This window comes from Pseudomonas duriflava, from assembly GCF_007830155.1.
Classification (GTDB): domain Bacteria; phylum Pseudomonadota; class Gammaproteobacteria; order Pseudomonadales; family Pseudomonadaceae; genus Chryseomonas; species Chryseomonas duriflava.
The window spans coordinates 137,284-153,842 of sequence record NZ_VLKY01000005.1 but is presented as its reverse complement, the minus strand read 5'-3'; the positions used below and the strand labels follow the sequence as shown (position 1 = coordinate 153,842).

Annotated in this window: 21 protein-coding genes; 14 read left to right on the top strand and 7 right to left on the bottom strand. The window is 55.9% G+C overall.

From position 1 onward, the window contains the following. Position 1 precedes the first annotated feature (1 nt). The 4 genes from prmC (at position 2) to IQ22_RS08865 (ending at position 2,992) form a co-directional block, all read left to right on the top strand. On the top strand, positions 2 to 832 hold the full coding sequence (prmC, locus tag IQ22_RS08880) for a peptide chain release factor N(5)-glutamine methyltransferase (RefSeq protein ID WP_145140831.1): 831 nt from the start codon (positions 2 to 4) through the stop codon (positions 830 to 832). Then, positions 826 to 1,584, top strand: a complete 759-nt coding sequence (locus IQ22_RS08875; RefSeq protein ID WP_145140829.1) for a molybdopterin-synthase adenylyltransferase MoeB — start codon at positions 826 to 828, stop codon at positions 1,582 to 1,584. The genes prmC and IQ22_RS08875 overlap by 7 nt, the downstream gene beginning before the upstream one ends. Next, a complete protein-coding gene (gene murI / locus IQ22_RS08870; RefSeq protein ID WP_145140827.1) occupies positions 1,574 to 2,371 on the top strand; it encodes a glutamate racemase in 798 nt (265 codons plus the stop codon). Before IQ22_RS08875 ends, murI begins: the two co-directional genes overlap by 11 nt. 96 nt (positions 2,372 to 2,467) lie before the next feature. Then, positions 2,468 to 2,992: an acyloxyacyl hydrolase gene (locus IQ22_RS08865; RefSeq protein ID WP_145140825.1), complete on the top strand. Its 525-nt coding sequence runs from the start codon at positions 2,468 to 2,470 to the stop codon at positions 2,990 to 2,992. A gap of 138 nt (positions 2,993 to 3,130) precedes the next feature. Here IQ22_RS08865 and IQ22_RS08860 read toward each other — a convergent pair whose 3' ends face one another. The 3 genes from IQ22_RS08860 to IQ22_RS08850 form a co-directional block, all read right to left on the bottom strand. Next, positions 3,131 to 4,087, bottom strand: coding sequence for a MerR family transcriptional regulator (locus IQ22_RS08860; RefSeq protein WP_145140823.1), 957 nt, complete (start codon positions 4,085 to 4,087; stop codon positions 3,131 to 3,133). Next, positions 4,077 to 5,048 carry a YbgA family protein gene (locus IQ22_RS08855; protein WP_145140821.1) on the bottom strand — a complete coding sequence of 324 codons (972 nt, stop codon included), beginning with the start codon at positions 5,046 to 5,048 and terminating at the stop codon, positions 4,077 to 4,079. Before IQ22_RS08855 ends, IQ22_RS08860 begins: the two co-directional genes overlap by 11 nt. A 162-nt stretch (positions 5,049 to 5,210) precedes the next feature. After that, positions 5,211 to 6,197: an NAD(P)/FAD-dependent oxidoreductase gene (locus tag IQ22_RS08850; RefSeq protein WP_145140819.1), complete on the bottom strand. Its 987-nt coding sequence runs from the start codon at positions 6,195 to 6,197 to the stop codon at positions 5,211 to 5,213. Positions 6,198 to 6,373: 176 nt separating this feature from the next. Between IQ22_RS08850 and IQ22_RS08845 the strand changes: the two genes are divergently transcribed. Both IQ22_RS08845 and hemH read left to right on the top strand, forming a co-directional pair. Beyond that, on the top strand, positions 6,374 to 7,282 hold the full coding sequence (locus IQ22_RS08845; protein ID WP_145140818.1) for a TIGR01777 family oxidoreductase: 909 nt from the start codon (positions 6,374 to 6,376) through the stop codon (positions 7,280 to 7,282). Beyond that, the gene (gene hemH, locus IQ22_RS08840; RefSeq protein ID WP_145140816.1) at positions 7,279 to 8,304 is read left to right on the top strand and encodes a ferrochelatase; all 1,026 of its coding nucleotides are present in this window, start codon (positions 7,279 to 7,281) and stop codon (positions 8,302 to 8,304) included. The genes IQ22_RS08845 and hemH overlap by 4 nt, the downstream gene beginning before the upstream one ends. 55 nt (positions 8,305 to 8,359) lie before the next feature. On the opposite strand, the gene IQ22_RS08835 is transcribed toward hemH, so the two are convergent. Together IQ22_RS08835 and upp are read right to left on the bottom strand one after the other, a co-directional pair. After that, positions 8,360 to 9,625 (bottom strand): uracil-xanthine permease family protein, encoded by a 1,266-nt coding sequence (locus IQ22_RS08835; protein WP_167654164.1) that lies wholly within the window; start codon positions 9,623 to 9,625, stop codon positions 8,360 to 8,362. Positions 9,626 to 9,627: 2 nt separating this feature from the next. After that, the gene (gene upp / locus IQ22_RS08830) at positions 9,628 to 10,266 is read right to left on the bottom strand and encodes a uracil phosphoribosyltransferase (RefSeq protein WP_145140814.1); all 639 of its coding nucleotides are present in this window, start codon (positions 10,264 to 10,266) and stop codon (positions 9,628 to 9,630) included. 172 nt (positions 10,267 to 10,438) lie between these two features. Here upp and IQ22_RS08825 point away from each other — a divergent pair, with 172 nt between their 5' ends. The 3 genes from IQ22_RS08825 (at position 10,439) to IQ22_RS08815 (ending at position 11,851) form a co-directional block, all read left to right on the top strand. After that, a complete protein-coding gene (locus tag IQ22_RS08825; RefSeq protein ID WP_145140812.1) occupies positions 10,439 to 10,996 on the top strand; it encodes a hypoxanthine-guanine phosphoribosyltransferase in 558 nt (185 codons plus the stop codon). A gap of 1 nt (position 10,997) precedes the next feature. Next, entirely contained in the window at positions 10,998 to 11,486 is a 489-nt protein-coding gene (locus IQ22_RS08820) for a WbuC family cupin fold metalloprotein (protein ID WP_145140810.1), read from the top strand. Between the two features lie 77 nt (positions 11,487 to 11,563). Beyond that, positions 11,564 to 11,851, top strand: coding sequence for a PA4642 family protein (locus IQ22_RS08815; protein ID WP_145140808.1), 288 nt, complete (start codon positions 11,564 to 11,566; stop codon positions 11,849 to 11,851). Positions 11,852 to 11,943: 92 nt separating this feature from the next. On the opposite strand, the gene IQ22_RS08810 is transcribed toward IQ22_RS08815, so the two are convergent. Then, positions 11,944 to 12,339: a GNAT family N-acetyltransferase gene (locus IQ22_RS08810; protein WP_342212452.1), complete on the bottom strand. Its 396-nt coding sequence runs from the start codon at positions 12,337 to 12,339 to the stop codon at positions 11,944 to 11,946. Positions 12,340 to 12,488: 149 nt separating this feature from the next. On the opposite strand from IQ22_RS08810, the gene IQ22_RS08805 reads away from it, so the two are divergent. After that, complete coding sequence (locus IQ22_RS08805; RefSeq protein WP_145140806.1) at positions 12,489 to 13,073, top strand: YajG family lipoprotein; 585 nt, start codon at positions 12,489 to 12,491, stop codon at positions 13,071 to 13,073. 77 nt (positions 13,074 to 13,150) lie between these two features. Here the strand turns inward: IQ22_RS08805 and IQ22_RS08800 are convergent, their stop codons facing one another. Beyond that, positions 13,151 to 14,311 (bottom strand): 1-acyl-sn-glycerol-3-phosphate acyltransferase, encoded by a 1,161-nt coding sequence (locus IQ22_RS08800; protein ID WP_145140804.1) that lies wholly within the window; start codon positions 14,309 to 14,311, stop codon positions 13,151 to 13,153. Between the two features lie 138 nt (positions 14,312 to 14,449). On the opposite strand from IQ22_RS08800, the gene IQ22_RS08795 reads away from it, so the two are divergent. The 4 genes from IQ22_RS08795 (at position 14,450) to IQ22_RS08780 (ending at position 16,525) form a co-directional block, all read left to right on the top strand. Beyond that, positions 14,450 to 14,632 (top strand): CPXCG motif-containing cysteine-rich protein, encoded by a 183-nt coding sequence (locus IQ22_RS08795; RefSeq protein WP_145140802.1) that lies wholly within the window; start codon positions 14,450 to 14,452, stop codon positions 14,630 to 14,632. Continuing rightward, complete coding sequence (locus IQ22_RS08790) at positions 14,632 to 14,892, top strand: putative signal transducing protein (RefSeq protein ID WP_145140800.1); 261 nt, start codon at positions 14,632 to 14,634, stop codon at positions 14,890 to 14,892. Before IQ22_RS08795 ends, IQ22_RS08790 begins: the two co-directional genes overlap by 1 nt. 62 nt (positions 14,893 to 14,954) lie before the next feature. After that, a complete protein-coding gene (locus IQ22_RS08785; protein WP_145140799.1) occupies positions 14,955 to 15,572 on the top strand; it encodes an SOS response-associated peptidase in 618 nt (205 codons plus the stop codon). A gap of 128 nt (positions 15,573 to 15,700) precedes the next feature. Next, positions 15,701 to 16,525, top strand: a complete 825-nt coding sequence (locus IQ22_RS08780; RefSeq protein ID WP_145140797.1) for a M48 family metallopeptidase — start codon at positions 15,701 to 15,703, stop codon at positions 16,523 to 16,525. The last annotated feature ends 34 nt before the right edge of the window (positions 16,526 to 16,559 follow it).

Genomic DNA, 16,559 nt, shown 5'->3' with positions numbered 1-16,559 from the left:
TATGGCGACGATTGGAGCATTACTGAAGGAGGCGGATCTTCCGGGCTCTCCCAGCGCACGGTTGGATGCAGAACTGCTGTTGGCAGCTGCATTGGGAAAGCCGCGTAGCTTCCTGCGAACCTGGCCCGAGCGGGTCGTGACACAGGAAGTAAAGGAACGTTACCTTGCATTCATAGCTCGCCGGCGTGACGGCGAGCCTGTGGCTTATATCGTAGGGCATCAGGGGTTCTGGACGCTTGATCTGGAGGTCACGCCGGATACGTTGATCCCACGCCCGGATACTGAACTTTTGGTCGAGTCTGCCTTGGCGTGTCTGGCTGAGCCATCGGCACGCGTGCTTGATCTAGGAACCGGGACTGGTGCGATTGCCCTTGCCATCGCTCACGAGCGATCAGGCTGGCAGCTTGTTGGGGTTGATCGGGTTATCCAGGCAATTCAGCTGGCCGAGCGTAACCGTGAGCGAGTAGGCCTGACAAACGTCCATTTCAGCCAGAGCGACTGGTTCAGCGCGCTGGCTGGTGAATCCTTCGATATCATTGTAAGCAATCCGCCTTATATCGCTCAGGATGACCCGCATCTCCAGCAGGGAGACGTACGTTACGAACCCTCGAGTGCCCTGGTGGCTGGAAGGGATGGCCTGGACAACATCCGTTTGATTGTGGCGCAGGCGCCCGAGCACCTCAATCGTCATGGCTGGCTTTTGGTTGAGCATGGTTTCGAGCAGGGCGCTGCCGTACGGGCTCTGTTTGAGCACCAAGGCTTTTCAGCGGTGGAAAGTCGCCGTGACTTGGCGGGTCATGAGCGCATTACGCTGGGGCGTTGGGCGTGCTGAGCGACATCGAACTTTTGCGCTATAGTAGGCAGATCCTGCTCCCCCAGATCGACGTGGAAGGGCAGTTGCGCCTTAAGCAAGGACGTGTCCTGATTGTGGGGCTGGGTGGGTTGGGATCTCCCGTAGCACTTTATCTGGCAGCCGCTGGCGTGGGTGAGGTTCATCTTGCAGATTTCGATACGGTCGATCTGACCAACCTGCAGCGTCAGGTTATTCATGACAGCTCACACATTGGCTGGAGTAAGGTCGATTCTGCCTTGGAACGACTTCAGGCCATTAATCCCGAAATTTCTTACATACCTCATCGCATAGCATTGGATGCCGACTCGTTGATGGAGGCGGTCAGTACCGTCGATGTGGTGCTGGACTGCTCGGACAATTTCACAACGCGTGGTGCCATAAATGCAGCCTGCGTGACGGCGGGTCGCCCGTTAGTCAGCGGCGCGGCAATCCGTTTGGAAGGACAGCTCAGCGTATTTGACCCGCGACGTGAAGAGAGTCCGTGTTATCACTGCCTGTATGGTCATGGCCATGACGAAGAGCTGACCTGCAGCGAGGCGGGAGTCGTAGGGCCTTTGGTCGGGCTGGTAGGCAGCCTCCAAGCGCTCGAGGCCTTAAAGTTGCTGGCGGGCTTTGGCGAGCCGCTGGTAGGCCGTTTGTTACTGGTGGACGCCCTGAGCTCTCGTTTTCGAGAGCTTAAACTGCGTCGCGATCCCAAGTGTGAGGTGTGCAGGAGTCGCGATGGCTTGTGAGGCTCCTGTAGGCGTTTTCGACTCTGGCGTGGGCGGCCTTTCGGTATTGCGTGAGATTCGCCGAGAACTGCCTGGCGAGTCATTTTTATATGTAGCCGATTGCGGCCATATTCCGTATGGCGAGAAAACACCGGAATTTATCCGTGAACGGTGCGTTCGTGTCGCTGAGTTCTTTCGTGCGCGAGGGGCCAAGGCCATGGTACTGGCCTGCAACACTGCCACGATGGCAGCCGTAGCGGATTTACGCGAGCGTTATCCCGATTGGCCTATTGTAGGAATGGAACCTGCTGTGAAGCCAGCTGCTGCTGCAACGCGTACGGCTGTAGTGGGAGTGCTGGCTACTACCGGTACCTTGCAAAGCGCCCGTTTCGCTGCGCTACTAGACCGTTTCGCCAGTAACATACGTGTCGTGACCCAGCCGTGTCCTGGTCTGATGGAGCGCGTCGAGCAAGGTGATTTAAAGGGGCCGGAGACTCGCCGGTTACTACAAGGGTATGTTGCTCCCTTGTTAGAGGCGGGTTGCGATACGCTCATCTTGGGCTGTACCCATTACCCTTTTCTAAAGCCTCTGCTTGAGGAACTGGTCCCTGCGGATATTAGTCTGATCGATACTGGAGCAGCTGTGGCGCGTCGTTTAAGCGCAGTGTTAAAGGAGTGTGGCCTTGCCGCGGCCCAAGGACCGGTTTCGCACTGTCGTTTCTGGACCAGCGGAAAGCCTGCTACCTTTAAATCCATACTGCCGTGTCTTTGGGGCGAGTCTGCAGATGTGGAAGCCTTTTCTAAATAAAGATAGCATGCTAACAATTTATGTGTGATCTCTGGTTTCCGGGACAGTAGGCACAAGCGAGTGGGCGGATTGTTATAACCAATAAAGGATCTAGGAATGAAGAAATTGCTTCCATTGGTCATGGCAGCTGTATGTTCAGCTGGGGCCATTTCATCAGTACAAGCCGTAGAGTTGTCTGGAGCGGTTGGTGTTACCGGCCAGGGTGATATGACGTACCGGCTTGGGGCAGGTTTTGACTGGGGAACCCAGTGGTGGGAGAGTTCAACAGGACGCCTGACCGGATACTGGGATGCGGGATATACCTACTGGGAAGGCGCCAATGGCTATTCATCAGGAAAGCATTCGATTTCATTTGCGCCCGTTTTCGTCTATGAGTTCGGGCAGGGCTCCGTCACGCCATTTATCGAGGCTGGTATCGGTGTTTCCCTGTTTTCTGGCACTCGTGTCGGTGAGCAGAACTTAGGGTCGGCCTTTAACTTCGAGGATCGTATCGGAGTTGGTATAAAGTTTAGGGAAACCCAGCGTGTGGGTATTCGCGCCATCCATTATTCGAATGCGGATATCAAGAAGCCGAACGACGGTATCGAGTCCTATTCCTTGTTCTATAGCCACGCTATCTGAACAAGCGTGATGGTTGAAAGCCGGGCGACTGCCCGGCTTTTTCGTGATGGCTGCTCCGTCGCAAAATCTTAAGCGGTTGTGGCAGCCTAAGGCTGCGCTATCTGCGCCTGCACTACAGTGTCGAACCAGCGCGCTGGGTCAGATGGATTCCGTTAATAGACCTAGACCTTGCAGGCGGTTAAAGACATCTAGCGGATCGAAGGCAACCTCCACGTTAGCCTTGCTCTCATCATCCAGCAGACTGACCGCTGGTCCCGCCAGAAGCAAGGGAACCGCACGGCTATTAGATAACCCCAGCAGCTGCCGTACCTGGGCAGCGTCTAGCGGCTCGTTTAAGTACAGCACTAGAGCCCGTGGTGTCATGCGCTCGATAGTCAATGGAAAGGTATCGAGCGAAAGATTCCACTCAAGGGTTTCGACGGGGCAGTCGGCATTGCTCAGCAACCAGGCGCTCAACCAGAGCCCTACATTCATAGGAGCATCGGACAAGCTAGCCAGCAATAGCGGCGAGCCGTTGAGCTGATGATTGCTATGGTAGATTCGAGTGCCCAGCTTGCTTCGTAGCCAGGACAGGAAAAACACCTGTTCGAGACGGCCTTGCAGTGGCACCTGGCGCTGCTGGTCGAGGTGTTCTATCAGAGGAAGTAATAACTGCTCGCAGAGTACGCGCGGCGGATAGAGCGCGGCGGCTCGATTATAGGCCTCGTCGAGTCGTCGACTGGCCAATTGGCGTACTGCATCGAGAATCTCCTGACGTACGCTTAACCAAGGAGTATCAACCAGCAAGGGGGCAGGGCGTTGAGTGTCGAGCAGCGCCTTGACCTGGCCGACAGCAACGCCGCGGTTGATCCAAGCTAAAATGTTTTGAATGCGTTCGATGTGACTTTCGCCATACAGACGATGGCCTTTGGGGGTTCGTTTGGGAAGGATCAGACCGTAACGTCGCTCCCAGGCGCGGAGGGTCACGGCATTGACGCCTGTACGGCGTGCTACTTCACGAATCGGTAGCCACCCCTCGTTCAGGGCCGCCTGATAATCACCGTCACCTTCAGTATCGACAGGAGACTTCACGGGGATTTGGGTATTAGATGGCATTACGTAGACTCAAGTCTTCCGGATGGGGCTGCATATAGGACTGTTCAGCAACATAATGGTCAGGATGTCGGCGGAAATGATGCTTTAACAGAGTCAAAGGAACCACGAGGGGAACGATTCCTTTATGGTATTGCTCAATCAAGTGTTGCATTTCCTGCTTATCGGCAGCGCTGAGTGATTTCCTTAGGTAGCCAAACAAGTGGTACAGCACATTGCAATGATTGCCGCGAGTGGCGCAACGTTTAAGGGCCACCATAACACCCTTGAAATACTTGCGGCCTAACTCATTGGGGTCATGACTACCAATATTACCTAACAGGCGTCCCAATTCCTTGAATTGCTCTGGATGATGAGCCATCAACTGGTATTTATAGCGTGAGTGAAAACCAAGGATGGCCTTGTACGTTAATCCCTGTTGCAGCAATTCCTGCCACTGCGCATAGGCGAAGACCCGCGTCACGAAATTTTCTCGAAGTATGGGATCATTGAGTCTGCCAGCTTCCTCCACAGGCAGTTCGGGCCGTTGCTCGCAAAAGGCACGAGCAAATAATCCTACCCCTTCCGGTTGGCTGGGCATCCCGTTTTCGGAGTAAACCTTTACACGCTCCATTCCACATGACGGGGATTTTTGCATGAGAATGAAACCGGACAGGTCATTCAGCTCATGTGCCATACGAGCGCCATAGGCCTGTAGCGCTTCGGTGACATCCAATGAGGAGTCGACCGATCCTACGGCTCTAGGCCGCTCAGGTGATCCGACCAAGCGAATGGGCTCACGAGGCGTTCCCAGGCCAATCGCCATTTCCGGGCAGACGGGAACAAAGTCGAAGTGCTCGCTCAATGTCCGACTGCATAGCCGGGACTCTTTATGTCCACCGTTATAGCGTACAGGTTCACCCAGCAAACAAGCACTGATACCTAATTTAGGTCTGGTAAGGGTCGCAAACTGGCGCAGCGGCATAAAGGAATTCTCCTATTGAACATGCAAAAAGTTATACAAGATTGTATTTTTGTATAAGTTCAATATGAGTTGTGACCCAAGGTATGCCAGATAATTCGAGGCGTCAGACGCAAGGTAAATCTGCTACAAGCGCCGCAGGCTATGTGCGGCGCTAAAGAAGCATCACTCCAGATGGTCGAGCAGGCGTGTGGCGGCTTCATGGCCGCTGAGCCAGGCACCTTCTACACGGCCAGAGGCACACCAGTCACCACAGGCAAACAGGCCCAGGTCTGCATCAGCGAGAGCACCCCACTGATGACCTTGGGCGGGGCGCGCATACAGCCAGCGATGGGCCAGAGTGAACGACGGTTCAGGGACCAGGCAGCCAATCAGCTCGGCAAAGGCCCCATGCAGTAACTCAACTACATTTTCTCTAGCCGCGTCCAGGTGTTCACGACTCCAGGCGCTCGTGGCATGCAGAACCCAGGTGTCATAATCGGTATCCCGTCCTGGCTTGCAACGGTTACGGGCGAACCAATCAAGTTCACCTTCCTGCACAAAGCAGCCTTCGACCGGAGTCTCCAAGGGAGACTTGAAGGCCAGCGCCACGGACCACGTCGGCTCCATAACTACACCGGCCGCAACGGCCGCAAGTTTAGGGGCGCTGGCCAACAAGGGCGTGGCCTGTGGTGCCGGCGTGGCGATAATCACGTGGCTGAAAGGGCCATGATTCTGCCCGTCTGCATCCTGCAGGGTCCAGTGGTGAGGGCCGCGAAATACCTCGGTGATACGACAACCAAAGGTAATCGGGAGGTCGCCGAGCAGGGCGCGTGTAATGGCGCTCATGCGCGGGCTGCCTACCCAGCGCGGCTGTTCGTCCTGAGAGGGCGTCAGCGAGCCGGCGCGGTATTGGTAGAGCGCCGGATCCCATTCTACGACGTGTCCCTGGCTACGCCACTGGTTGAGCGCATCGATAAAGCGCCTATCGCGTGCCGTGAAGTATTGAGCGCCGAGGTCCAGCGAGCCGACTTCGCTCCGCTTGCTGGCCATGCGGCCTCCGCTTCCGCGGCTTTTCTCGAAAAGATATACCTCATGCCCTGCCGCGTGGAGGACATGAGCGGCGGAAAGCCCGGCAATGCCGGCGCCGATAATGGCAATGGGTGCGGTCATGAAAGGCCTCGCTTGTCTTGGCAGAACCTGTCGACGAACGTTTCGCAATAAAGCAGGCTCTACGGGTACGACTGTGACAAAGCTGATGCAGTTGCATCATGACCTTAACAAACAATGGTCGGAAGGTCTGCGGTGGACAGTGTTTATACGATCATAAACAGGAAGGGAGCGACGACATGCACATATTGCTGACAGGCGGCACCGGGCTAATCGGGCGTGCCCTATGCAGGCACTGGCTGGAAAAAGGCTACCGGTTGACCGTCCTGAGTCGCTCGCCGGACAAAGTGGCGCATGAGTGCGGCCCTGGCGTTCGTGGAGTAGATACGCTGGACATGCTGAATGACGAGCCCTTGGATGCTGTGATCAACTTGGCCGGTGCCCCCATCGCTGATCGTCCCTGGACGTCGTCGCGCAAGGCCGAACTCTGGCGAAGCCGGATTGGTACAACAGAGCGGCTGGTCGAGTGGCTTGCCGAGCGGGAGCAAAAGCCTAGGGTATTGATCTCAGGATCGGCTATAGGCTGGTACGGCGATACACGTGAGAAGCCTGTCGTCGAATATGGAGCAACACCTGGTGACGATTTTGCCAGCGAATTGTGCCTGGCCTGGGAGCAAGTGGCCATGGAGGCGAAAACCCAGGGGATCCGGGTTATCACTATCAGAACCGGACTGGTCCTGGCTGCCGACGACGGGTTTCTGTTGCGCCTGCTTCCGCTGTTTCGGATGGGACTGGGTGGACGTTTGGGCAGTGGAAAGCAATGGATGCCCTGGATTCATTTAAAAGATCAAATCGAGGCCATGGATTTTCTTCTGGAACGGGATGAAGCCCAGGGCCCTTATAATCTCTGCTCACCCCAACCGGTGCGAAATGCCGAGTTCGCCCAGTCGCTGGGCCGGGCTTTGCATCGACCCGCCAGGGTTCCGGTGCCGTCCTTTGCTTTGCGCCTGATGGGAGAGTTGTCCGTTTTGCTCCTGGGAGGCCAGCGCGCCTTGCCGCAGCGCTTGCAGGAGGCAGGATATACGTTTCGCTTCACCGATTTAGACGCGGCGTTGGATGACCTGCTGCGTATTAAGGACCATTCATGACCGATCACGCTTTATTGCTCGTTAATCTGGGCTCGCCGGCCTCGACCTCCGTGCCGGATGTCCGACGTTACCTCAATCAGTTTTTGATGGATCCGTATGTCGTGGATTTGCCCTGGCCGGCCCGCCGTCTGCTGGTCTCGCTGATTCTGGCCAAGCGCCCGGCTGAGTCGGCTCATGCCTATGCGTCGATCTGGTGGGAGGAGGGGTCACCCCTGATTGTCCTCAGTCGTCGACTGCAAGAGGCCATGCGTCCTTACTGGTCACACGGCCCGGTCGAGCTGGCCATGCGCTATGGCGAGCCGTCTATTGAGTCGGTATTGCTTCGGTTGGCTGATCAGGGAGTGAAGCGCGTGACGTTCGCTCCACTCTATCCCCAGTTCGCAGACAGCACGGTAACCACGGCGGTCGAATTGGCTCGCAAGGTTATACGCGAACGTTCATTGCCACTCAAAATGGATGTACTGGCGCCTTTCTACAATCAGCCAGAGTATTTGCAGGCCCTGGTTGAAAGCGCCAAGCCCTATCTCGATAAGCCGTTTGACCATCTATTGATGAGCTTTCATGGTTTGCCGGAGCGGCATTTGCACAAATCCGATCCTACCGGCACGCATTGTCTGAAGGGGGCGGACTGTTGCCAGAAGGCCACTGGCACGGTACTGGACCACTGCTATCGAGCCCAGTGCATAAAAACTGCTGAAGGGTTTGCGCACACAGCCGGGTTGCGTCCTGATCAATGGTCGGTTTCCTTCCAATCACGACTGGGGCGCGCGAAGTGGATTGAGCCCTATACGGAAGCTCGCCTCGATGAGCTGGCAGCGCAAGGTGTAAAGCGTTTGCTGGTCATGTGTCCGGCTTTCGTAGCCGACTGTATCGAGACTTTGGAAGAGATTGGTATGCGCGGGCAGGAGCAGTTCTTGGCAGCTGGTGGACAGGAATTAATTCTGGTGCCTTGCCTGAACGAGCATCCGGTTTGGGTAAAAGCATTAACCATGTTGTGCGAGCGAGTTCCACAATCGGCATGATGGAGTGCTTCTATAAAGAAAGGCCCCGTTAATGGGGCCTTTTTTATATAAAGAACTACAGCAGGCTATCGGGCGGAGGAACATCCTTGCGCCAATGATTGTTGCCAGGCAACAACAGATTCAGGGCGATGGCCACGATACCGCATAGGGAAATACCCTTTAGGCCGATCTCGCCGTTACCGATCATGATCCCGCCAATACCAAAGACCAGCGTGACCGAAACGATTACAAGGTTTCGGGCTTCGGACAAATCCACTTGATGGCGGATCAGCGTATTCAGGCCGACAACGGCAATGGAACCGAACAACAGGCAAAGGATGCCACCCATCACCGGAACCGGAATGCTCTGGAGAGCTGCACCAAACTTGCCGACGAACGCCAGAACCATGGCGAAGCCTGCTGCCCATAGCATGATTTTCGGATTGTAGTTTTTGGTTAGCATTACCGCGCCGGTAACTTCGGCATAAGTTGTGTTGGGTGGTCCGCCGAACAGGCCTGCCGAAGATGTGGCAATACCGTCGCCCAAGAGGGTGCGGTGTAGGCCGGGCTTCTTTAGATAATTATTGCCTGTTACGCCGCCTACTGCGATCACGCCGCCAACATGCTCGATGGCCGGAGCCAGCGCCACCGGAACCATAAACAGGATTGCACCCCAATGGAACTCGGGGGCAACGAAGGCGGGCATGGCTAGCCATGGGGCAGCAGCGATACCATCGACATGCACGATGCCAAAGAAGAAGGCCAAGCTATAACCGACGAAGATCCCAGCCAGGATGGGTACGAGACGGAAAATACCGCGTCCGTAGATCGCCACCAACAGGGTAGTGAGCAAGGCTGGCATTGAGATCAACATGGCCGTGCCGTACGGTATCAATTGGGCGCTGCCGTCACCGGCCTTGCCCATAGCCATATTGGCAGCGACAGGCGAAAGGCCCAGACCAATGGAGATGATTACCGGCGCGATGACCACGGGTGGCAACAGCCGGTCGATAAAGCCGATGCCCTTGACCTTTACCGCGAGCCCGAGAAACGTGTAGACGAAGCCGGCGGCTACAACACCGCCCAGTACAGCCGGTAAGCCGAACTCAGCCTTGGCTGCAATGATCGGAGCGATGAAAGCAAAGCTGGAAGCCAGAAAGACTGGTACTTGTCGGCCTGTCACAAGATGGAACAAAAAGGTGCCGAGGCCTGCTGTAAACAAGGCCACATTGGGATCCATGCCGGTAATCAGAGGCATCAGGACCAGTGCGCCAAAGGCGACGAACAGCATCTGCGCGCCGGACAGAATCTGTCGCCATAGCGGGTCGTTGTGTAACTGCACGGTTAGGCGTCCTTTTGCTTGGTACCGAAAATCTTGTCCCCGGCATCGCCCAGGCCTGGCAGGATATAGCCGTGCTCGTCGAGGCGTTCATCAATGGACGCCGTATAGATCCGGACATCCGGGTGGGCCTTTTCAACAGCCTCTATCCCCTCAGGGGCCGCGACCAGAACCAGAGCGCGAACTTCCTTGCAGCCGGCTTTCTTGAGCATGTCGATCGTGGCGATCATGGAGCCGCCGGTTGCCAGCATGGGGTCGATAATAATGGCCAAGCGCTGATCCAGTTCACCGACCAGCTTTTCCAGATAGGTATGTGCTTCAAGGGTCTCCTCATTGCGGGCAAGACCGACTACGCTAACGCGGGCACTGGGGATCAGGCTAAGCACACCGTCCAGCATACCAATCCCTGCTCGGAGAATCGGTACAACCGTAACCTTTTTTCCTGAAATTTTTTCGACCGAGACGGTTCCGCACCATCCTTGAATATTGACGGTCTCGACTGGCAGATCTTTAGTCGCTTCGTAGGTGAGTAGGGCGCCGACTTCTTGGGCCAGCTCACGAAAATTCTTGGTACTGATGTCCGCCCGGCGCATCAGGCCCAGTTTATGGCGGATTAGTGGGTGGCGTATCTCATGAATGGGCATAGGCAAGTCCTCCGGCGAGCTGGCAAAATCGAGCTAGGGTAAATCATTGAGCCCCGACACGTGCAGAGGTTTTATCCTCTTCGGCTTGATCGGCGGCTGCAGGGCCGGTACCTTTGCCGCTTTTTTCGTTCCTGTCTGAGCAGACAGGATTGTATACGTCCTGGAGAGCCTTATGTCTGCCGATCTTGAACATATCCGTACTGTCATGGCGGAAGCCGATTGCCTGTTCGATGAGCAGCAAGTAGAAGAAGCCATCACACAAGTAGCTCATGCCATCACCGATAAGCTGGCCGACTGCAATCCGGTAGTGTTTTGCGTAATGAACGGCGGACTGATCTTTGCCGGCAAGCTGGCAACTCAGCTCAATTTTCCGTTGGAAATGTCCTATCTGCATGCGACGCGCTATCGTAACGAAACGACTGGCGGTGAGCTGTTCTGGAAGGCTAAGCCGGAAATTTCCTTTATCGACCGTGATGTGTTGATCGTGGATGACATCCTTGATGAAGGCCATACGCTCAATGCGATTATCGAGTTTTGCAAGCATGCAGGAGCTCGAGCGGTACACACCGCCGTCTTGATCGATAAGGACCATGACCGCAAGGCCATACCTGGGTTGAAGGCTACATTTTCCGGCCTATCCTGCATCGACCGTTATATCTTCGGCTATGGCATGGACTACAAGGGTTACTGGCGCAACGCGCCTGGAATCTACGCGGTGAAAGGTCTCTGATATGCGCGCACCGGCGTTCATCGACCAGGCGCTGTTCGCCGAACTGACGCAGCAAGCTGAGACTCGCCCCCGGCTGCGCCACCACCATAACTTTCACACCATGGATGAGCCATGCCACCGGTTGGGGATTGGCATGCAACCCGGTACATATATTGCGCCTCATCGGCACCTAAGCCCGGACAAGGCGGAAACCCTGCTAGTCCTCAAAGGGCGACTTGGAGTGCTGTTCTTTAATGAGCATGGCGGACTGGAGGCGACGCGTGTATTGGAGGCTGGGGGTGAGTGCGTAGGGGTAGATTTTCCGCCCGGCCATTTTCATTCACTCGTCGTGCTGGCTGCCGACACCGTGGTGTTCGAATGCAAGGCCGGACCTTACCGCCCTTTGAGTGAAGACGAGTATGCACCCTGGGCGCCTCGAGAGGGGGATGTTCAGGCCGAAGTCTATTTAGGCTGGATGAGAAGCCATTTCACAGACCTGCCGTTGGGCTGATCTCATTTTTGACGTTGAGCAGGCAAAGAGCCAGGAGTAAACTCCGGCCACTTTTATTCCCAAACAGGTAATCAGCGATGCGTAAGGATAAAAAGCAGGTAATCGGCGAAGAAATCAGTGATGACAAAATCAAACTGTTTCTTAACGTCGAGCCAGCCGATGATACGCCGCCATCCCTGCACAAGTTGGTGAAGGCATACCGTGGTCTGCGTACCGATGATTTCGAGCGGTTCGTTGGCTTTTTCATAGAAGCCGGATACGACCTGGACGCCCGTAACGCTGCCGGGCAGGATTTTATCGACCTGATTCGTGATCAGCGCAAGGCGGAGCCCTATATCGAAGCAGTACGTAGCGCCCACGCTTGATTATCGTGCGTTAAAAGAAAAAGCCCGCCACTGTTAAGTCGCGGGCTTTTTTCATGCCGATTGTTTCATGTGCAGAATAGGGTAGGGTTGACCTAGGCCATCTGTTGAGGACCGCCCATAAGGCGAAAGCCTCGACCCATATAGAACGTCACGGCTGTCTCGTTCTGCTCGTTCACGTCGACCGTCAAGGGGCCATATAGCCTGACGGCTTGTTCGACCAAGCGACAACCATGTCCTTGGCCTTGATAAGCCGGATCAATAAACAGCATATCCAGGCGCGCGCCGGTCAATGCCATAAAACCTGCAGCCGCTTTCTTTGAACTCTCACTGACCCAGACTTCTAGCGTAGGGAGATAGCAGTCCCGTACCAGCGGACGAAAAAAGGCGATGCCCTCTTCAGGCAGGAAATGATGGGTAGCGCGAACGGCACGTTCCCAAATCATCATCAACTGGGGAATGTCCGAGATAACGGCGCGTCTTAAGGGCATGGAAAAGCCTCCGCCGGGACTGTATAGGCATTTGAAAAATGCTAACAGTGCTCTGTACCGTTTCCGTACACCGAATGCTGTCAGCCTCGTGCGGGCTGGGTATACTGCTGGCCGTCATCGATCTTCATTAGCTAGGATGGAGTAAGAACATGCGCAATCGCCTGTTGCTGGGTCTTATCGCTGTGGCCGGTCTGGTCATTGCCGGCTGTGCCAGTAGCCCACAGCAATTGAGTCCTGAACCCAAGCTCACCGCGCCGCTGGCAGCTGTTGGCCATGGGCAACCGGTGTCGGTCCGTGTCGTGGATGGGCGTTCCTCGTTCGCCCTGGGTACTCGCGGCGGCCTGTATCCAGAAACCAGTACGGTGTCGGTACAGAGTAACGATGTCATTCCTAAGCTGCAGGCCCAGGCCGAGACAGCGGTACGTCTGATGGGCTTCACCCCGACGCCCAACGCCTATAACGTTCCTCAGTTGACCGTGACCCTGGCGGAGCTGAAGTACCAGTCGCCCAAGGAGCTCTATGTAACGTCTGCAACCATTGGTGCTACGTTCAAGGTGGATGTCCGTAATAACGTGCGGGGTTACAGTGGCCGTTACGGCGCGTCGCTAGAGCAGCGCTTCGGTATGGCACCCAACACAGCGACCAATACCAAATTGGTCAGCGATGTTTTGAGTGATGCGTTGACGCGGGTCTTCAAGGATCAGACGATTGCCCAGGTGCTCAACGGGCAATAACGCTATTTGCCGTTGTGAAAGCCCCGGTCAGCCGGGGCTTTTTATTGGGCGCTGCCAGTCAAGCCTTGCGCGCTCGATCAGGCGAGTCCGGCCAGAAGACGGTATTTGTTCAGCACTGGTTGGGCGTACTGACGGATCAGGTGAGGGCGATACTCCGCCGGGCAGTCATCCAGACGGCCCTGCCATTTTTCCCGTGCTTCAGCCAATTCTTCGGCCGGGAACAGTGTGCTTGCCGCCGGTACGGCCAAGCCTTCGTCCCGTCCATCCCAGCGTTCGTATGCGAGGTGATTCGCCGGAAAAAGGCGATAGTTCATGATAATCCGGCGATCTACTTCAACGGCCAGTTGCTTGGCATCAGGATACTCGCCGCTCAGCATCTCACCGAATTCTACGTGAACACGCCCCTTGTAGCCGGTGATACCCAAGGCAATGCTAACGTCATCCTCGCCGGGCTCCTTGCTGTAGGTGCCGGTAGTCTCGCGAATATATAACTCGCGGGCCTTGGCCAGATCGCACGGGTCATATTCATAGCTGATCGAGACAGGCACGATATGCAGAGCCTTCACCATGTCAGCAAAGGGCTCATCCTTACAGCCCATATGGAACATTTTCAGAATGGCTGAATCAGTACGATCATCGCCATCTTTTGCCCGGCCTTCCGCCTGCGCGATCCAGATGGACTGGCCGTCGTGGCGGATCGAGTGATTGATATAGGCTGATAGCGTCTGGTATGCCGCCAGCTTTTCACGTCGCCCGCTCAAGGAGCGATGAACGATAAAGCTTTTATTCAGGCGCATCAGGTCACTGACGAACGGCTTTTGGAGCAGGTTATCGCCAATGGCGATCCTGGGAGTCGGCAAGCCGGCATGGTAGACGGCATAGTTGACGAAGGCCGGGTCCATGACGATATCCCGGTGATTGGCCAGGAACAGATAGGCGGAGCCGCTGCGTAATTGCTCCAGGCCAGAATACGTTACGCCGTCGGTGGCTTTTTCAATAGTCCTGTCCACATACGGTTCAAGCTTGTCCTGCAAGGCACCAACACTGTTGATGCCGGTAATTTCCTGCCGTAAGCGGTGTCTGAGCACAGGTTTCATTAGCCAGCCGAGGGGGCCGGATAACCGTGGAAAGCGGTAACGGGTCAAAATGCCGATAAATTGGTCGTCAGCAATCAAGCGGGCCAACACGGCAGGGACTTCAGCGTCGTTGAAGGGTCGAATGGCTTCGAACTCGCCCATAGTGGTCTCTTTTAACTAATAAGGTGCGACACTTGTCGCGAAGTGGCGGCCATAGTAGAGCGCGCAGCGAGAGATGCAAGCCGAATACGGTTTGGCATCCAGGCTGTGAGCCAACAGAAACGGTTTACGGGAGCATTTATGCTGGAAAACCAGGCGTACGATTGTCCTTACTGTGGCGAGCCGGTCGAGGCAGTTGTGGATCTTTCTGCGGGAGATCAACTTTATTATGAGGACTGCCCGGTCTGCTGCCGCCCGATTCTGTTTGATCTTCGGTCTGATGGCCAGACCTGGTCTGTTGATGTTCGTCGAGAGGATGAATGATGCTCAGAGTCTACGAGCCTCGTGATCTACTCGAGGCGGAAATGCTGTTGGCCCTGCTGGATAGTGAAGGTATCGAGGCGTTTCTGGCCGGGCGCCATCTGATCGGTGCCATTGGCGAATTGCCTGCATGTGGCCTGCTGGGTGTTATGGTTCAGGATGAAGATGCCGCTTGTGCACGCGAACTGATCGAAGCCTATATGACGGCATGCCCATGCCCGGACGCTGAACCGGATAGCGGTCCTGGCGTGTTATTGTGCTGAGTTGACGGTCGCCGTTCCTGGCAACGAAGCGACTTCCGGTTTCGTTTCTGTTCGGGTTGCCTATGTCTGGACGCTATGCCCTGTTTCGCTGGACCCCAGAGCTGACACGCTTGCCGGGTTTTCCTGCTGACTATTCGCCACGTTGGAATATCGCGCCTCATACGCAGGTTCTGCTGATGCGCCAGGAGCGGGGTGCTTTGCGTGTCGACAGTGGGCGCTGGGGGCTCACCCCCGCCTGGTTGACGGATCTGTCACGTACACCGGCCCATGCCCGGATCGAAACGGTTGCTGCTCAGCCCATGTTTCGCGAGGCGTTTCAGCAGCGGCGGTGTGTATTGCCCGCTAATGGGTTCTATGAATGGCGTGGCCAGGCACGCAAGCGAGCGTACTGGATGATCAATGGCGAGCCGCTGGCCTATTTTGCTGCCCTGTGGGAGCCCTATCCGGTTAAGGGACACACCTATTTCAGCGTCGCCATGCTTACGGTTCCAGCCGGCGCGTTACGGCGCCCGGTGCTGCTTGGAGAGGCCGAACGCGCGGCCTGGTTGAATCCTGAAACCGCTTCGCAGGATCTCTTGGATATGCTGGCCAAGCCTGGCGCGCCCCTGCGTGAGCGAGTATTGGCCGGTATCGTCAATGACCCTGCGGTAGACGGCCCCGAGTGCCTGACCCCACTGTAAGAGCTGCAAGCTGGATACACGCAGTTTCAAAAGTGAGGGGCTGGTCACCGGTCGTTTGGCCGTTAGTAGTTGTCGGAAGCAAATGCCCTCCCTACCATTCGGGCCATTCGCGCAAACAGGAGAAAGCCATGCGTCGCGTTTTACCCATCGCCGGACTTTCGTTCACCTTGCTACTCAGTGCTTGCCAGGCGGTCAATACCACCAGCGGGGGCGCCGTAGGCGTTGAACGCAAGCAATACATGTTCAGCATGCTGTCAGCCCAGCAAGTCGACCAGATGTATGCTCAGTCTTACCAGAAAACCGTTACGGAAGCGAAGAGTGCCGGCAAACTGGCCAATGACACTGCAAACGGCAGGCGTGTTCAGGCTATCGCCAAGCGTTTGATCGCACAGACGACGACATTCCGGCCAGATGCCGCCAATTGGGACTGGCAGGTAAATCTCGTTGATCACGACGATCTCAATGCGAACTGTGGACCAGGCGGTAAAATTTTCGTCTATACCGGTCTGATCGAGAAATTGAACCTCACTGACGATGAACTCGCGGCTGTTATGGGGCACGAGATTGCTCACGCTTTGCGTGAACACAGCCGCGAACAAATGTCCCGCGCCTATGCAATTGAAATGGGTGAGAACATTGGCGGTGCGCTGCTGGGAATCGGGCAGACAGGTATGCAGCTGGCCGACCAGGTCAGCCAGGTCAGTCTGACGTTACCCTTCAGCCGGTCGAACGAAAACGAGGCTGACCTTATTGGTTTGGAGCTGGCCGCCCGCGCCGGTTATAACCCCAATGCAGCCACTACACTGTGGCAGAAAATGAGTAAGGTATCGGGTAACAGCCAGACGCCCGAAATGCTGAGCACTCACCCTTCCGATGCCAAGCGCATGGCTGCCTTGGAAGCGGCGATTCCAAAGGTCATGCCGCTGTATGAAGCGAGCCGCAAATCGTCCTGATTTTGCTGCAAAAGTACGAGTAAGCCCTGCCACA

Excerpts from the sequence above, each read along its gene's own strand:
- IQ22_RS08825 (WP_145140812.1), top strand. The coding sequence starts at position 10,439 with ATGTCTGCCGATCTTGAACATATCCGTACTGTCATGGCGGAAGCCGAT.
- IQ22_RS08820 (WP_145140810.1), top strand. The coding sequence starts at position 10,998 with ATGCGCGCACCGGCGTTCATCGACCAGGCGCTGTTCGCCGAACTGACG.
- IQ22_RS08785 (WP_145140799.1), top strand. The coding sequence starts at position 14,955 with ATGTCTGGACGCTATGCCCTGTTTCGCTGGACCCCAGAGCTGACACGC.
- IQ22_RS08795 (WP_145140802.1), top strand. The coding sequence starts at position 14,450 with ATGCTGGAAAACCAGGCGTACGATTGTCCTTACTGTGGCGAGCCGGTC.
- prmC (WP_145140831.1), top strand. The coding sequence starts at position 2 with ATGGCGACGATTGGAGCATTACTGAAGGAGGCGGATCTTCCGGGCTCT.
- IQ22_RS08815 (WP_145140808.1), top strand. The coding sequence starts at position 11,564 with ATGCGTAAGGATAAAAAGCAGGTAATCGGCGAAGAAATCAGTGATGAC.
- upp (WP_145140814.1), bottom strand. The coding sequence starts at position 10,266 with ATGCCCATTCATGAGATACGCCACCCACTAATCCGCCATAAACTGGGC.
- IQ22_RS08780 (WP_145140797.1), top strand. The coding sequence starts at position 15,701 with ATGCGTCGCGTTTTACCCATCGCCGGACTTTCGTTCACCTTGCTACTC.
- hemH (WP_145140816.1), top strand. The coding sequence starts at position 7,279 with ATGACCGATCACGCTTTATTGCTCGTTAATCTGGGCTCGCCGGCCTCG.
- IQ22_RS08805 (WP_145140806.1), top strand. The coding sequence starts at position 12,489 with ATGCGCAATCGCCTGTTGCTGGGTCTTATCGCTGTGGCCGGTCTGGTC.
- IQ22_RS08810 (WP_342212452.1), bottom strand. The coding sequence starts at position 12,339 with ATGCCCTTAAGACGCGCCGTTATCTCGGACATTCCCCAGTTGATGATG.
- IQ22_RS08860 (WP_145140823.1), bottom strand. The coding sequence starts at position 4,087 with ATGCCATCTAATACCCAAATCCCCGTGAAGTCTCCTGTCGATACTGAA.
- IQ22_RS08800 (WP_145140804.1), bottom strand. The coding sequence starts at position 14,311 with ATGGGCGAGTTCGAAGCCATTCGACCCTTCAACGACGCTGAAGTCCCT.
- IQ22_RS08865 (WP_145140825.1), top strand. The coding sequence starts at position 2,468 with ATGAAGAAATTGCTTCCATTGGTCATGGCAGCTGTATGTTCAGCTGGG.
- IQ22_RS08845 (WP_145140818.1), top strand. The coding sequence starts at position 6,374 with ATGCACATATTGCTGACAGGCGGCACCGGGCTAATCGGGCGTGCCCTA.
- IQ22_RS08790 (WP_145140800.1), top strand. The coding sequence starts at position 14,632 with ATGCTCAGAGTCTACGAGCCTCGTGATCTACTCGAGGCGGAAATGCTG.
- IQ22_RS08855 (WP_145140821.1), bottom strand. The coding sequence starts at position 5,048 with ATGCCGCTGCGCCAGTTTGCGACCCTTACCAGACCTAAATTAGGTATC.
- murI (WP_145140827.1), top strand. The coding sequence starts at position 1,574 with ATGGCTTGTGAGGCTCCTGTAGGCGTTTTCGACTCTGGCGTGGGCGGC.
- IQ22_RS08850 (WP_145140819.1), bottom strand. The coding sequence starts at position 6,197 with ATGACCGCACCCATTGCCATTATCGGCGCCGGCATTGCCGGGCTTTCC.